A 14,982-nucleotide genomic window follows, 5' to 3' on the forward strand; every position below is an offset into this window, starting at 1 on the left:
TCCACCGGCCGAGTTCGAAGAAAAATTCCCGCCACCAGGGCCGGGCGGCCGCCCGGCCCTGGTGGCCTGACCAATCCGGAACGTTTTATCAGTCGTCTCAGCTTCGGGGGGCGGTCCAGTCCTGTTCCAACGTTCAACTCGCCTGTCCGTAGGCCCCGATACCGCCATGCAAGGATGTTGGAAACTGCATTGACGCCCGGTGCGAACGTCACCAGTGCCGATGTTCCACTTGGCTCCGGTACCGAGGGCGTGAAGGCGCGATCCCAGGCACATGCCAATGCTCCCCCAACCGACAGGGTGATGATAGTCCTATCATCGTTGCCGAACACAGGTAAGGGCGGCCTGAAAAAAGCCAGCCGCCGCTTGTCGGACCTCGCAATTTTCCCACGGGGAACATGGCCCTTTTCAAAAGGCGCGCATTTATGGTAAATAACCGAGCATGGTAGAGACCAGACGCACCGGTGATCGTTCCAACGAGCCGATCCGCCCGGATTCCGGCGGCGGACGCATCCCCGCCGTGGGAGCCCGCGGGCGGGCCGAAGGGGTTGGGCAGCAGGGGCGGCAACGCATTCCGACTTTGCGCGAGCTGGCTGCGCTGGTGGTCAACGGTGTGTTGACCTTGCCCCGCAACTACCGCCGCGGCATGTTCCTCGACGTCCAGGTCTGACGGGCTTCGCGCCTTCGACGCGGTTCGTATGACCATCCGGCCCGCCGTCCGGCGCCGGTCTCCATCCGCCGTGGTGCCGACAGAGCCCCCGCCGGGAGGCCATTGCCTTCCCGCGCGACCGCGCGCGCTGCCATGATGCGCCATGGTCGATTGTTGATCCCGCGGACCGGCAGCATGTAGACAGGCGTGCTCAGCAGCAGGGAAGGGACGGATGGCAATGGCATTGGTCGACCGTATCTGGATCGTTTTTGCCGCCCTGAACGGCGCCATAGCCGTCGGAACCGGCGCCTATGCCAGCCATGGGCTGGCCGGCAATCCGCAGGCGCAGGACTGGTTCCGCATCGCCGGCCAGTACCAGATGGCGCATGCACTCGCCCTCGTCGCGCTGGTGGCGCTTGGAAGCCGTGTGGGGCCGCGTGGCCGCGTGGCCTTCCGGCTGGCCGGCTGGCTGTTCGCGACCGGCATCGTCCTGTTCAGCGGCACGCTCTATGCCCTGGCGACCGTCGGGCCGCTGCCGGTCCCCATGACCGCTCCCGCGGGCGGTTGGGCATTCATGATTGGATGGCTCGCCCTTGCCGCCGCGGCGCTGCGGGCACCGGGCTGACGTCAGGATGCCGGCGCGGCGACCGTCCGGAGTGACGGGTCGCAGCCCGCATCCTCCGCCTCCGCAGTGCCGAACGGGTCTTCGGCCGATGTGATCGCACCCGGTGTGCAGTAGAGGTCGTGAAGCGTGGCCATGATGGTCTGCGCTTCATGCCCGTTCAGCGAATAGTAAATGTTCTGGGCGCTGCGGCGGGTCCGCACCAGACCGTCGCGTCGCAGGCGGGCAAGATGCTGGGAAAGCGCCGACTGGCTGAGGCCGACCAGATCCTCCAGTTCGCCGACGGATTTCTCTCCCTGGCTGAGATGGCACAGGATGAGGAGCCGCCGTTCATTGCACATCGCCTTCAGCAGCGCGCTCGCCCGGCGGGCGTTGGCCTGCAACTCCTCGATCTTCATTGCTCTACCGCCGCCCCGTTCGTTACGATTCGTTTTGATCGCATACCGTAATTTCACGGTACGCGAAATAAAATGACCTGAATGCTAGTATATTCGCGATTGCGTCTCATTGTCCACATGCGGGAAGCAGTGGTCACAGGCAGATCCCGCTTCTCCGGGGTGAGCAGAACCTGGACGTGACCATTGGTCGCTACCTTGCTTTTTCTCCAGTTACCGTGGAAAAGAACACGATTACTGTCGCGCGATGGTTGTGCCTCCAAACTCGTCATGGCGCCGGCCGCGGATGATGACAGAGCCGTCGGGGTGGGCTAGCATCGCCGCATGACTGATCATCCGTTGGACACCAAAGGCTTGCAGTGCCCCCTGCCGGTCCTGCGCGCGCGCAAGGTGTTGAAGGCCGTCGCCGTCGGCGACACGCTGACCGTCGAGGCGACGGACCCCGGGGCGCGCCGGGATTTTCCGGCCTTTTGCGAGGCCACCGGCAACCGGTTGCTGTCCGTCGCCGAGGAGGACGGTGTCCTGCGCTTCGTGATCGAACGGGTGGTGTGAACAGGCGTCGCGCTGTCCGCGCGGCTGTAAAAGCCGGGGATGCGTCGGATTGCGGGGTTGCCCGAAAATGGGCTGTGACGAATCGTCCCGGAATCAGCCTGTACATTCATTAGCGATACGGGAAGAATGGCAGTCGGGAACGCCCAGACCGCCAACGAAAACAGTCGAAAAATCGATGCTCACCACCCTGTTCACCCACCCGGCGTGCCTGGAGCACGACACCGGGCTCGGCCATCCGGAATGCTCCGACCGCCTGCGCGCCGTGCTCGCCGCGCTGGAGACGGAGGAATTCCACATGCTGGAACGGCAGGAGGCGCCCTGCGCCACGGTGGAGCAGCTCCTCCGTGCCCATCCGCAGTCTCACATCGATCGCGTCATGGCGGCGATCCCCAGCGTGGAACATGCGGGAATCGACGCCGACACAGTCGTGTCGCCGGGGTCGGGAGAGGCCGCGCTGCGGGCCGCCGGGGCCGTGGTCGCCGCGGTCGACGCGGTGGCGTCAGGCCAGTCCCGCAACGCCTTCTGCGCCGTCCGCCCGCCCGGTCACCATGCCGAACGGGAAAAGGCCATGGGGTTCTGTCTGTTCAACAACGCTGCGGTCGGCGCCTACCATGCCCGCGCGGTCCATGGGCTGCAACGGGTGGCGGTGATGGATTTCGACGTCCATCACGGCAACGGCACGCAGGACATCTTCCAGCACGACCCGGATCTGCTCTACTGCTCGACCCACCAGTCGCCGCTCTATCCCGGCACCGGCGATGCCGGAGAGAAGGGCGAGTATGGGAACTGCGTCAACGCGCCGCTGCCGGCGATGGCAGGCTCGCCGGAGTTCCGCCACGCGATGACGCACGTCATCCTGCCGGCGATCGACCATTTCAAGCCGGACCTGCTGATCATTTCCGCCGGTTTCGACGCCCATTCCCGCGATCCGCTGGCGGCGCTGCACCTGATCGACGACGACTTCGTCTGGGCGACCCGGAAACTGGGCGAACTGGCGCGCACGCATTGCGGCGCCCGGATCGTCTCGGTTCTCGAGGGCGGCTACAACCTGCGCGCGCTGGCGTCGGCCGCGTCGGCCCATGTGCGCGAACTGATGTATTGCTGACCGGATTGCCGCCGACCCTCCCCGGAAGTGGAGGGGGCCTATCCGACCGCATAGGCCGCAAGGACCGGACCTCGGTCTGCCTCGGCCCTTGCGCATGGCGTGCACGGGGCCTAACTTCGCGGGCTTGAGGTTCCACCATGGTTCTGCCCGATATGCCCCCTTCCACTGCGGCGTCGTCCGCCATCCCGCCCGACATCGCCGCTCTCAGCTTCGAGGACGCGCTCGCCGAACTGGAGCGGATTGTCCGCCAGCTCGAGGAGGGGCGCGGCAAGCTCGACGACGCGATCGCCTCCTATGAGCGCGGCACCGCGCTGAAGCGGCATTGCGAGATGAAGCTGCGCGAGGCGCAGGCCAAGATCGACCGCATCACCGTGACCGCCGACGGCTCCCTCGGCACCGAACCCGCCCGGATCGACTGACGTGCAGACCATATCCCAAGACGACCTGAAGGCCGCGTTGGCGGAGATCGCTCAGGCGGTCGAGGTCAAGATCAACGCCCTGCTGCCCACCACCGAACTGGCGGAGGCGCGGTTGTTCGACGCGATGCGCTATGGCTGCCTGAACGGCGGCAAGCGCTTGCGTCCCTTCCTGGTCATGCAGTCCGCATCCCTGTTCGGGGTGAATCCCGATTGCGCCATCCGCGTCGCCGCCGCGGTGGAGATGGTGCACAGCTACTCCCTGGTGCACGACGACCTTCCGGCGATGGACGACGGCGAACTGCGCCGCGGCCGCCCGACTTGCCACCGGCAGTTCGACGAGGCCACCGCCATTCTGGCCGGCGACGGACTGCTGACCTTCGCCTTCGAGGTGCTGGCCGGGAGCGAGACGCACGAGGATCCGAACATCCGCTGCCACCTGATCGCCGCGCTGGCCAAGGCCGCGGGCGGCCATGGCATGGTCGGCGGCCAGATGCTGGATCTCATCGCCGAGCATGAGAGCTTCGATCTCGGGACGACCACCCGGCTGCAACGCATGAAGACCGGCGAGATGATCGCCTATTCCTGCGAGGCCGGCGGGATTCTCGGCAAGGCCAGCCCGCCCCAGCGGACGGCGTTGCGCGCCTATGCCCATGACCTGGGATTGGCGTTCCAGATCGTCGACGACCTGCTGGACGTCGAGGGGACGGCGGAAGAGACCGGCAAGACGGTCGGCCGCGACGCCGAGGCCGGCAAGGCGACCTTCGTGTCGATCCTCGGCCGTGAGCGTGCCCGCGCCCAGGCGGAGATGCTCTCCCGCCAGGCGGCGGAGCACTTGGATATTTTCGATGGGCGTGCCGATATGTTGAAGGCCGTCGCCGACTTCGTCGTCGCGCGTCGCGCCTGACCTGCTTCGAGGATCCGCAAGACGTGACCGCCAGCAAGACCCCGCTGCTCGACCTTTGTCCGACGCCAGCCAAGCTGCGGGCCCTGAAGCCCGAACAGCTCCGCCAGTTCGCCGACGAGTTGCGCACCGAAACCGTGGATGCGGTTTCGGTGACCGGCGGCCATCTCGGCGCCGGGCTGGGGGTGGTGGAGCTGACGGTGGCGCTCCACTATATCTTCGACACGCCCTATGACCGGCTGATCTGGGACGTCGGGCACCAGTGCTACCCGCACAAGATCCTGACCGGGCGGCGCGACCGCATCCGGACGTTGCGCATGGGCGGCGGCCTGAGCGGCTTCACCAAGCGCTCGGAGAGCGAGTACGACCCCTTCGGCGCCGGCCACAGTTCGACCTCCATCTCCGCCGGGCTCGGGATGGCTGTCGCAAGCAAGATGAAGGGTGAGCGGCGCAACGTCGTGGCGGTGATCGGCGACGGCGCGATGAGCGCCGGCATGGCCTATGAGGCGATGAACAACGCGGCCTCCACCAAGTCGCGGCTGATCGTCGTCCTCAACGACAACGACATGTCGATCGCCCCGCCGGTCGGCGCCATGAGCGCCTACCTGTCGCGGCTGATCTCGTCCAAGCCCTACCTCTCCCTGCGCCATCTGGCCAAGGAGATCGCCGACCAGCTTCCGCGTCCGCTGCGCAACGCCGCCCGTCGGGCGGAGGAATATGCCCGCGGCATGGTGACCGGCGGCACCCTGTTCGAGGAGATGGGCTTCTATTACATCGGCCCGATCGACGGTCACAACCTGGACCATCTGTTGCCGGTGCTCCAGAACGTCCGCGATGCCGACGACGACAAGCCGGTGCTGATCCATGTCGTCACGAAGAAGGGCAAGGGGTACGGTCCGGCCGAGGCGTCGGCCGACAAGCTGCATGCCGTGGCCAAATTCGACGTGGTGACGGGCGCCCAGTCCAAGCCGAAGTCCAACGCCCCGACCTTCACCCGCGTCTTCGGCCAGAGCCTGATCCGCGAAGCAGAGGCCGACCCGACGATCGTCGGCATCACCGCCGCCATGCCGTCCGGGACCGGGCTCGATCTGTTCGGAAGCCGCTTTCCCGATCGCTGCTTCGACGTCGGGATCGCGGAGCAGCACGCGGTGACCTTCGCCGCCGGCATGGCGACGGAGGGCTTCAAGCCGTTCTGCGCGATCTACTCGACGTTCCTGCAGCGCGCGTACGACCAGGTCATCCACGACGTGGTGTTGCAGCACCTGCCGGTTCGCTTCGCGCTGGACCGCGCCGGTCTGGTCGGGGCGGACGGGGCGACGCATGCCGGTGCGTTCGACACCGCCTATCTCGGCTGCCTGCCCGACATCGTGCTGATGGCGGCTTCGGACGAGCTGGAGCTGATGCACATGGTGGCGACCCAGGCGGCCATCGACGACCGCGCTTCGGCGCTGCGCTACCCGCGTGGCGAAGGGGTTGGGCTGGAACTGCCCGACCGCGGCGATGTCCTGCCGATCGGCAAGGGCCGCATCCTGCAGGAAGGCACCAAGATCGCGATCCTCAGCTACGGCACCCGCCTGGGCGAGGCGCGGAAGGCGGCGTCCGAGCTGGCGGCCCGCGGGCTGTCGACCACGCTTGCCGATGCCCGTTTCGCCAAGCCGCTCGACGAGGATCTGGTGCGCCGCCTGGCGCTGGAGCACGAGGTGCTGATCACCATCGAGGAAGGGTCCGTCGGCGGTTTCGGCAGCTTCGTCCTGCAGTTCCTTGCCGTGTCCGGGCTGCTCGACGGTGGCCTGAAGATCCGTCCGATGGTGCTGCCGGATCTGTACCTCGACCACGACACACCATCGGCCCAATACGAGATTGCCGGCCTGACCTCCCAGAACATCGTCCGCACCGCCTTGCAGGCGCTCGGCATCGAGAGTGCCGCCGCGCGGGCCTGAGACGGCTTCCTGCCGCGCTGTCGGGGGATGACGGCGGCTTGGCCGGCCAGCCGGGTGACGGCTCGCGCGCAATGACAGGTTGGCGTCGAATGACCAAGGACCCATCCTTCCGTGCCGCCAGAACCGTTACCGCACGCGCGGGTGTTTGCGGGTGCCCGCGGGTATGGAAATCGCCGCCGGCCACCCTGCATGCAGAAGCGCATTCTCCCACCGAAAGGCGTAATGCCATTTGTCTAGCAAGGTTTCGGGTTGTTGGACTGGTGCCCGCCGGGAGCCGCGCCGTACACTCTGCAAGCTGGAACGGTCGCCACGGAGGCGGGCACGACCGTCGGCATGATGTGGAAGCGGGGTCAGGAGCGATGGCGCATATGATGGCGGTAACGGCGTCTTGGGATGCGGAGTCCGGTGCGGAACCGGGAACCGGTCCAGGCGCGCAAGCCGACGGAGAGCGCAGCGCCACCGGGTTCCACACCGATGATCCGGCGATGTTGCGGTGTCTTCTCGACCAGATGCCGACGCCGACGGCGGTCATCGACGGCGACAGCGACCGCTGTGCCTATGCCAACGCCGCGTTCCGTTCCCTCGGTGTGCTGGCGGGCACCAGCGTGACCGAAGGTTTCCCGGCGCTGCAGTTCAGCATGCTGGTGGAGGCGCGGCGCACGGGCCGGCTGCAGCGCAATCGGTCGGCCGGCGATCATTCGCCCGACGGCGAGCGCTTCTGGGATTTACGCGTCACCCCGATGCTCGGCGTCAACGGCGTGGTCCGCGCCCTGATCGTCACCGCCGAGGAGACCCCGGATTCCGCCGCCGACTATGACCGGAGATTGCGCGACGTCAGCCACCGCCTGAAGAACACCCTGCAACTGGTGTCCAGCCTGCTGACGCTGCAAACGCTGTCGACGAAGAATCCGGAGGTGCGGGGAGCGCTGCAGAGTGCCGGCAGCCGCATCGGCATCGTCACCCAGGCCCACCAGCGCACCCATACGGCGCTGCGGTCCGTCCGGGTCGATGTCGCCGACCATCTGCGTGAGCTGTGCCACGAGCTGGAGGCCACCCTGCCCGGTGCCCACCGTATCCGCGTCGCGGCGGAACCGACGGAAATGCCGGTGGAAGCCGTGATCCCTTTCAGCCTGATCGTCAACGAACTCGTCGGCAACGCCGCCCGGCACGCCTTCCCCGAGGGTGTGGCAGGCGACATCGAGGTTCGGCTTTGCCGCGATGATGGCGGCAAGACCCGGCTGGAGGTGGCCGACATGGGGGCCGGGCTGCCCGCCGGCCTCGACGTCACCCGTGCCACGACGCTCGGCCTCAAGGTTGTGCGTGCCTTCGTAGGGCAGTTGCGCGGCAAGCTGTGGGCCGACAGCAGTCCGCTTGGAACCCGGGTGACGGTGGAACTTCCGGCCTGAGCCGTCACGCCCGGCCGGGCTTCTTCCGCTGATCGCCTTACGATCGTCCACGTGATCGCGGGTAGCCGGGCTGGCCGTCGAACAGCCGCGACGGTGGGAGTTTCGCCGGCGGCGACCTCCCTTCCTGTCCTGAGGTCCTGACGCAAGGTCTTCGACCGGGTATCCTGTCGGCGGGAGGCCGCAGGAGCGTAGGCACGCCGACTTCGGCAGGCTTGCGGCAGGCGCCCCACGCCGTCCTCATCATCGCCACGCTTGCCCTCCGCCGCTTTCCGCGTCAGGAATGCGGCGTAATGGGTTGGAGGGGCGGTCCTTATGGCACGGGTGAGAGCGGACGTTGCGCTGGTCGAGCGCGGACTGGCCGAGAGCCGGGCCAAGGCGCAGGCGCTGATCCTCGCCGGACTGGTCTATTCCGACACCAAGCGCATCGACAAGGCCGGCGACCTGATCGGCGGTGACGCACCCCTGTCCGTCAAGGGACAGGATCATCCCTGGGTATCGCGTGGCGGGCTCAAGCTGGTGAAGGGGCTCGATGCCTTCGGCATCGAGCCCGGCGGCCTGACAGCCGTCGATGTCGGGGCTTCCACCGGCGGCTTCACCGATGTGCTGCTGGCACGCGGCGCCGCCAAGGTCTACGCCGTCGATGTCGGCCATGGCCAGCTTGCCTGGAAGCTGCGCAACGATCCCCGCGTGGTCGTGCTGGAGAAGACCAATGCGCGTCACCTGAGCCGCGTGGAAATTCCCGACCCGGTCGATCTCGTGGTGTGCGATGCGAGCTTCATCGGGCTGGAGGTCGTGCTGCCGGCGGCACTGGCGCTGGTGGTTCCGGGTGGTCACCTGGTGGCATTGATCAAGCCGCAGTTCGAGGTCGGGAAGGGGCGGGTCGGCAAGGGCGGGGTGGTGCGCGAGCCCGAATTGCACCAGGAGGTCTGCGACCGCATCCGTGCCTGGCTTGACGGCCTTGACGGCTGGCGCGTGCTGGACATAACCGAAAGCCCGATCACCGGCCCGGAGGGCAACAGGGAGTTCCTGATCGGCGCAGCCAGGAACGGGAAATGATGAAGCGGACGCGCTGCGCCCGCGTGACCGTGCCCGGTGGAGGCGATGCGGCGCACGGCCCGTCCGTGCCGGCATGGAAGGAGGCACAAGCCTGCGGCTGCACCGCCCTGTCCTGTCGCCGGTTGCCGCCGATCCGTCATTCCCTATGATGGTGGCAACGACCGCCGTGACGGTCCGTCATAACGAGGGTTCGAGACATGAGTGACGCGAAGGCAGGCTGGGTCGAGTTGCAGGCCGGGGACGGGCATCGGCTGCGGGCCTACCATGCAGAGGCGGTCGGCGAGGAGCTTGGCCGGCTGATCGTGGCGCCGGAGATCTTCGGCATCAACCACCATATCCGCGGGGTTTGCGACGGCTTGGCACGCCAGGGTTTCACCGCGCTGGCGCCCGACCTGTTCGACCGCGCCGAACGGGGGGTCGAACTGCCTTACGACGATGCCGGCATCCAGAGGGGGATTGCCTTGAAGGGGCAGGTTTCCAACGAGGCCGCGCTGTCGGACATCGCGGCGGCCCTGGCTTTCCTGGGAGGCGACCGCAGGGCGGCCATCGTCGGTTACTGCTGGGGCGGCAGCCTCGCCTGGGCGGCGGCATCGGCGCTGCCGGTGCGGGCGGCGATCGGCTACTACGGCGGAGACATCGGCAACCGCCTTGCGGATGCCCCGCGCGTGCCGACCCTGCTGCATTTCGGCGAGCAGGACCATGCCATCCCACTGTCCGTGGCCGAGGAGGTGCGGGCACGGTACCCGTGGGTGCCGGTCCATACCTACCCGGCCGGCCACGGCTTCAACTGCGACGAGCGAGGGAGCTATCATCGGCAAAGCGCCGAGCTGGCGCTCAGGCGGACTCTCGGCTTGCTGCGGGCCGTGTTCTGACGGCATCGGGACGGTCGGCACGGCGGGACTTCCCGCCGAGCCGCATCGGCCAGCGGCGAAAGGCCAGCAGCCCGATGCACAGGGCGGCGTAGATGAGGGGCGACGTCTGCCAGCCCTTGACCAGCATGATGAAGTGAAGGCACCCCGCCACCCCGGCGACGAACACGCCCTTGTGCAGCGCCCGCCAACGTTTGCCGCCCAGCCGTTTCACCATCCCGTCGGTCGAGGTGGCGGCGAGGAGGGCGAGGATCACGAAGGCGCCCATCCCGACGGTGATGTAGGGGCGCTTGACGATGTCCTTCCAGATGGCGGCCCAATCGAAGAACTGGTCCAATCCGACATAGGTGGAGAGGTGGACCAGCGCATAGAAGAAGGCGAACAGGCCCAGCATCCGCCGGAAGCGCGCCAGCGCCGCGACACCGGTCATCATGCGCAGCGGCGTCAGCGCCAGCGCGATCAGCAGGAAGCGCAGGGCCCAGAGACCGCTGGCCTTCACGCTCTCCAGGACGGGTTCGGCTCCGAGCTCGCCGCTGTAGGCGAGCCAGAAGGTCCAGGCCAACGGGACCAGCGCCAGGACGAAGACGAGCGGCTTTGCCCAACGCGCCGTCAGGGCGGCGTTGGCGGTCTTGCGGATGTCGGTGGCCATGATCGGTCAGCCGTGATCAGAAATAGGTCTTCAGGTCCATGCCGGCGTATAGCGAGGCGACCTCCTCGCCATAGCCGTTGAACGGCAGGGTCTTGCGGCGGGAGAATTCGCCGACCCGCCGTTCCGTCGCCTGGCTCCAGCGCGGATGGTCGACCTCGGGGTTCACGTTCGAATAGAAGCCATATTCGCTGGGTTGGGACTTGTTCCAGGCGGTGGGCGGCTGGCGGTCGACAAGGGTGATCTTGACGATCGACTTGATGGACTTGAAGCCGTACTTCCACGGCACGACGAGGCGGATCGGTGCGCCGTTCTGCTTCGGCATCTCTTCGCCATACATGCCGACCGCCAGGATGGCCAGGGGTTGCATCGCCTCGTCCATCCGAAGCCCTTCCACATAGGGCCAGCCGAGAACCCAAGAGCGCAGCCCGGGCATCTGCTTTGGGTCGTTCAGCGTCTGGAAGGCGACGTATTTGGCATTGCCCGTCGGCTCGGCACGCTTCAGAAGTTCGGCGAGCGGGAAGCCGATCCATGGGATCACCATCGACCAGCCTTCGACGCAGCGCAGGCGGTAGATCCGCTCCTCCATCGGGAATTTCAGCAAATCCTCGATGCCGATGGTCATCGGCCTGGCCACCTCGCCCCCGATCGCCACTTCCCAGGGCCGTGTCTGGAGCGTATCGGCGTTTTCCGATGGATCACTCTTCCCAGTGCCGAATTCATAGAAGTTGTTGTAGGTGGTGGCGGACTTCTTCGGCGTGGTGGGATCGAACTTCTGGTCGGCCGGCTTGATCGTGGTCGGTGCCTCGATGGCGGCGGCCAGTGCGCTGCGGCCGCCCATCGGCAGCCCGCCCAGCGCCAAAGCCGCGGCACCGCTCGCGATCAGGCTGCGGCGCGACAGGAACAAGTCCTTGGGCGTGACTTCGTCCTCGCGGGCTTGTGACGCGGTGGGGAATTTGAACAGCATCGACCGTCTCCCATCGGACCTTCGCATCATCGTCCGGCGGTCCATGGACCGGTGCCGGCGACAGGTGTGTGCCAGTAAGCATAGGTCCGCGGCACGGCGGCGGCAAATCACGGCATCTACACAATTGCGTGATCGGGCGCAGGTGCTTGAACGGGCTGGTGTCCGGCCTGGGGCGGTATTCGGTCGGGATGGCGCGTGACCGCCATGGCCCGAGCGGCATTCGCGTCAGCGGACCATGTGTGCGCCCGCGGTCAGCGGCGGTCGATGGGGATGACCGTCGCCGGTCCACCGACGGCATGGGGCGTGGAGCGGCTGCCGGGGAAGAGCAGAATGTTGGTTGCAGCATGCATCGGGCGTCGCCGCGAGGTGGAGGCGTCCGGCAAGCCGGAAAGGGACTGGGCAAGGACCAAGCCATTTTCATAGGTACGTACCCAAGTGAGCACGCAGTACATCGTGGCTTGCATGGAAAGCGTGAAGAAAAACATGGCATGATCCAGGTCAGTGGTGGGGCGCGGAAAGTCTTTCAGGGGGACTTCGTCGCCCCCGGCCGGTTCCGCCACGGACCTGTTCATAACGATCGGGGGTTCAATCTTGTTCCAAACCTACTATCGGCACTATCCCTCCGGAGGAGCGGGAGAGCTTTATGAAAGGCATCAGGCTGTCGCAACGGGAATGGTTGCGAGCACGGCATCCAGTATTCTTCGAGCATCAATTGAGCCGCTGCCCGTGCCGGAACCGCGGGACCTGAAAGATGGCCAACCTCGACCGGTACAGCGCACGGCACCGGCCGGCACCCCATTCGTGCCGCCCATTCGTGAGGCGGCCCGTCGTGCCCTGTCGGCACCGGTGTCGGGAACGGCGCCAAGCCGGTGCCTTGGCCGTCACCGATGGGAGCACGCGCACCCTTGCCTGAGTCGCCCGCTTCCGCCGCGTCGCCGGTCACCGTGAGCGGCGGGTCGACCTCTTCGCCGGCCGGTCATAGCCCACCGCCATGTCGCAGTCGGCCTCACCTGCCGGTGCCTCGTCCCGGAATAGGTCCGTCAGGCATTGCAGGGACGCCGGATTCGACTTCTACGATTATCCTGAGCATCATCCGGTTGCATAGCATTCTTTCGAACCACCCATGTGCCGTATCGCACTTTGTGGCCGACGCCCGCCATCCGACGGCGTTGTGGTGATATCGACGTTTGGATGAGCGATGGCGCGCAAGGGAAGGGTGGGCGAAACATCGAGGCTGGACACCGATCGAGGAGAGGATGATGAGCTATGAACAGGCTGCTAAAGAAGCATTCCAATATGCCCGCAATAAGATAAGGCTTAAATCGAACAACAAATTGAATTATAGTAAATTGCGTGTGCTTGAATATACCAACAGGCTTGGGGAGGCGGAGAAAGGAAGGAAAGACATATTTGATAAACTCGGAGGCATGCCGAAACCGATTCCTCTTGATAAAATCTCCGAGATGATAGAAGGCGTCGGTGCTGGAAACTGTATGGAGTATACGGTCGTCTGTCTCAATTGGCTCAGGACGAACGGCAAGGCGACAAACAAGGACTCCGGGTATGTAAGCTTTTCCGGCATGGATCATTGTTGCGCGCAGATCGGATTCCCGGTCCCGGTCGACAAAAAGTACCCAATGAAGTTCGATGACTGGGGGGAGGCCTGGATCATCGATCCTTGGCTGAATATCTGCTGTCCTGCAAAAGCATTCCCGGTTGCATTTTCGAAGAAGATGGAGAAGTGGGATGAAAAGGAAAAACGTATCGACGGCGCGTATGGCGAGATGAAGGCGACCCGATGGGGAGAGAATTTTGCAAATATAGAAAAATTGCATATGTCTATGTTCGATTGACGGAAGACTCCACGGCGCGGCGTGGGATCCGGCCAAGTGGGACGGAAGGTCGCGCATAGGCAGGCCGTGCCGATTGCCGATGATCATCCCGGCACGTGAGTGGAGTGGCGTCCCGGCAGGCCTCCGACAGTGCCGCATGTGCGGCGCGCTTCCCGGACCAATGTCCAGGCGATTTCCTCTTATTGGAACGGCCGGCAATTTGAGGATGAACGTTCAATCTCAGGTGCAATTGCCTCATCAAGAGGTGAGGGGAGCGGGATGAAGAAACGAGAGAGAAGGCGCCGGGAGGCTTTACGCCGGCTGCGATGACATGGAAGATGCGCAGCCCCCGACAGAGGTTATAGTTATACGCCTTATGCCGGAAGGCGGTATGCATACCAAAGGCTAAATTGACCCGAAACGCCTTTACTTCATCGTGCGGGGATGTAGGACTGCCCGGTCACTCCTTTGTCCATGGCGCCCTATACATATGGGCGCTACGGATATTCGACTTTCCGGTACGGTACATGACATTTTATTGGCATCCCGGCGCCGGAGCCGGGGGGCGATGGTGGCGAAGCCCGAAGTGGCGGTGTGGGGGATGGAAGACAGCATGACGGCGATGGTGGCGACCGTTGACAGCTTGGATCCGAAGACTTTGCTCATGGCCTTGCGACAACTGCGCAAGGGCGACTTCTCGGTCCGGTTGCCGCTGGACCTCACCGGTGTCGATGGGGAAATCGCCGCCGCGTTCAACGACGTGGTGGAGCTGAACCAGAACCTGACGGCGGAAACCAGCCGGCTCAGCGTCGCCATCGGCAAGGAGGGGCGTATCAGCCAGCGCGCCAAGCTGTCAAACGCCTCGGGAGGCTGGGAAACCTGCGTCGACAGCATCAATGCGCTGGTCGGCGACATGATCCAGCCGACCACGGAGATCGCCCGCGTCATCGGGGCGGTCGCCAAGGGCGACCTTTCCAAGACCATGGCGCTCGAGATCGAGGGGCGGCCTCTGCAGGGCGAATTCCTGCGCACCGCCCGCGATGTCAACACCATGGTGGAACAGCTCGTCACCGTCACCACCGAACTGACGCGCGTGGCGCGCGAGGTCGGCACCGAGGGCAAGCTGGGCGGCCAGGCGCAGGTGAAGGGCGTCGCCGGCACCTGGAAGGACCTGACCGACAACGTCAACATGATGGCCGCCAACCTGACCGGCCAGGTGCGCAACATCGCCGACGTGACGACGGCGGTCGCCAACGGCGACCTGTCGAAGAAGATCACCGTTCCGGTCAAGGGCGAGATCCTGGAACTGAAGAACACCATCAACACGATGGTGGACCAGCTCAACAGCTTCGCGTCGGAGGTGACGCGCGTGGCGCGCGAGGTGGGCTCGGAAGGCAAGCTGGGCGGCCAGGCGCAGGTGAAGGGCGTCGGCGGCACCTGGAAGGACCTGACCGACAACGTCAACGCGATGGCGACCAACCTGACCGGGCAGGTGCGCAACATCGCCGAGGTGACGACCGCCGTGGCGAACGGCGACCTGTCGAAGAAGATCACGGTGGACGTGAAGGGCGAGATCCTGGAGCTGAAGTCGACCATCAACACGATGGTGGACCAGCTCAACAGCTT

Annotated in this window: 16 protein-coding genes; 12 read left to right on the top strand and 4 right to left on the bottom strand. The window is 65.5% G+C overall.

What is annotated here, in order from left to right; genetic code table 11:
- Positions 1–439 precede the first annotated feature (439 nt).
- On the top strand, positions 440–667 hold the full coding sequence (locus J2850_RS31155; protein ID WP_209991269.1) for a hypothetical protein: 228 nt from the start codon (positions 440–442) through the stop codon (positions 665–667).
- A gap of 211 nt (positions 668–878) precedes the next feature.
- Positions 879–1,271 (top strand): DUF423 domain-containing protein, encoded by a 393-nt coding sequence (locus J2850_RS31160; protein WP_246513782.1) that lies wholly within the window; start codon positions 879–881, stop codon positions 1,269–1,271.
- Positions 1,272–1,273: 2 nt separating this feature from the next.
- On the opposite strand, the gene J2850_RS31165 is transcribed toward J2850_RS31160, so the two are convergent.
- Entirely contained in the window at positions 1,274–1,666 is a 393-nt protein-coding gene (locus tag J2850_RS31165; protein WP_246513783.1) for an ArsR/SmtB family transcription factor, read from the bottom strand.
- A gap of 321 nt (positions 1,667–1,987) precedes the next feature.
- On the opposite strand from J2850_RS31165, the gene J2850_RS31170 reads away from it, so the two are divergent.
- From J2850_RS31170 to J2850_RS31205, 8 genes are all read left to right on the top strand, one after another.
- Complete coding sequence (locus tag J2850_RS31170) at positions 1,988–2,215, top strand: sulfurtransferase TusA family protein (RefSeq protein WP_209991271.1); 228 nt, start codon at positions 1,988–1,990, stop codon at positions 2,213–2,215.
- A 175-nt stretch (positions 2,216–2,390) separates the two neighbouring features.
- The gene (locus J2850_RS31175; protein WP_209991272.1) at positions 2,391–3,320 is read left to right on the top strand and encodes a histone deacetylase family protein; all 930 of its coding nucleotides are present in this window, start codon (positions 2,391–2,393) and stop codon (positions 3,318–3,320) included.
- Between the two features lie 137 nt (positions 3,321–3,457).
- Positions 3,458–3,739: an exodeoxyribonuclease VII small subunit gene (locus J2850_RS31180; RefSeq protein WP_209991275.1), complete on the top strand. Its 282-nt coding sequence runs from the start codon at positions 3,458–3,460 to the stop codon at positions 3,737–3,739.
- 1 nt (position 3,740) lies between these two features.
- The gene (locus tag J2850_RS31185) at positions 3,741–4,643 is read left to right on the top strand and encodes a polyprenyl synthetase family protein (protein ID WP_209991277.1); all 903 of its coding nucleotides are present in this window, start codon (positions 3,741–3,743) and stop codon (positions 4,641–4,643) included.
- Between the two features lie 23 nt (positions 4,644–4,666).
- Positions 4,667–6,580 carry a 1-deoxy-D-xylulose-5-phosphate synthase gene (dxs, locus tag J2850_RS31190; protein ID WP_209991279.1) on the top strand — a complete coding sequence of 638 codons (1,914 nt, stop codon included), beginning with the start codon at positions 4,667–4,669 and terminating at the stop codon, positions 6,578–6,580.
- A 485-nt stretch (positions 6,581–7,065) separates the two neighbouring features.
- The gene (locus tag J2850_RS31195) at positions 7,066–7,986 is read left to right on the top strand and encodes a PAS domain-containing sensor histidine kinase (protein WP_246513784.1); all 921 of its coding nucleotides are present in this window, start codon (positions 7,066–7,068) and stop codon (positions 7,984–7,986) included.
- 312 nt (positions 7,987–8,298) lie between these two features.
- A complete protein-coding gene (locus J2850_RS31200) occupies positions 8,299–9,042 on the top strand; it encodes a TlyA family RNA methyltransferase (RefSeq protein WP_209991283.1) in 744 nt (247 codons plus the stop codon).
- Positions 9,043–9,239: 197 nt separating this feature from the next.
- Positions 9,240–9,914 (top strand): dienelactone hydrolase family protein, encoded by a 675-nt coding sequence (locus J2850_RS31205; RefSeq protein WP_209991285.1) that lies wholly within the window; start codon positions 9,240–9,242, stop codon positions 9,912–9,914.
- Here the strand turns inward: J2850_RS31205 and J2850_RS31210 are convergent.
- The 3 genes from J2850_RS31210 to J2850_RS31220 form a co-directional block, all read right to left on the bottom strand.
- Positions 9,877–10,560, bottom strand: a complete 684-nt coding sequence (locus J2850_RS31210) for a protein-methionine-sulfoxide reductase heme-binding subunit MsrQ (protein ID WP_209991287.1) — start codon at positions 10,558–10,560, stop codon at positions 9,877–9,879. The two genes, J2850_RS31205 and J2850_RS31210, sit on opposite strands and share 38 nt — an antisense overlap.
- A 16-nt stretch (positions 10,561–10,576) precedes the next feature.
- Positions 10,577–11,524, bottom strand: a complete 948-nt coding sequence (gene msrP / locus J2850_RS31215; RefSeq protein ID WP_209991290.1) for a protein-methionine-sulfoxide reductase catalytic subunit MsrP — start codon at positions 11,522–11,524, stop codon at positions 10,577–10,579.
- Between the two features lie 251 nt (positions 11,525–11,775).
- Positions 11,776–12,009 carry a hypothetical protein gene (locus J2850_RS31220; RefSeq protein WP_209991292.1) on the bottom strand — a complete coding sequence of 78 codons (234 nt, stop codon included), beginning with the start codon at positions 12,007–12,009 and terminating at the stop codon, positions 11,776–11,778.
- A gap of 771 nt (positions 12,010–12,780) precedes the next feature.
- Here J2850_RS31220 and J2850_RS31225 point away from each other — a divergent pair.
- A complete protein-coding gene (locus J2850_RS31225; RefSeq protein ID WP_209991294.1) occupies positions 12,781–13,377 on the top strand; it encodes a hypothetical protein in 597 nt (198 codons plus the stop codon).
- Between the two features lie 547 nt (positions 13,378–13,924).
- Positions 13,925–14,982: HAMP domain-containing protein (locus J2850_RS31230; RefSeq protein WP_246513785.1), on the top strand; the 1,058-nt coding region annotated here is incomplete at its 3' end.

It is taken from the genome of Azospirillum picis, assembly GCF_017876115.1.
Lineage (GTDB): Bacteria > Pseudomonadota > Alphaproteobacteria > Azospirillales > Azospirillaceae > Azospirillum > Azospirillum picis.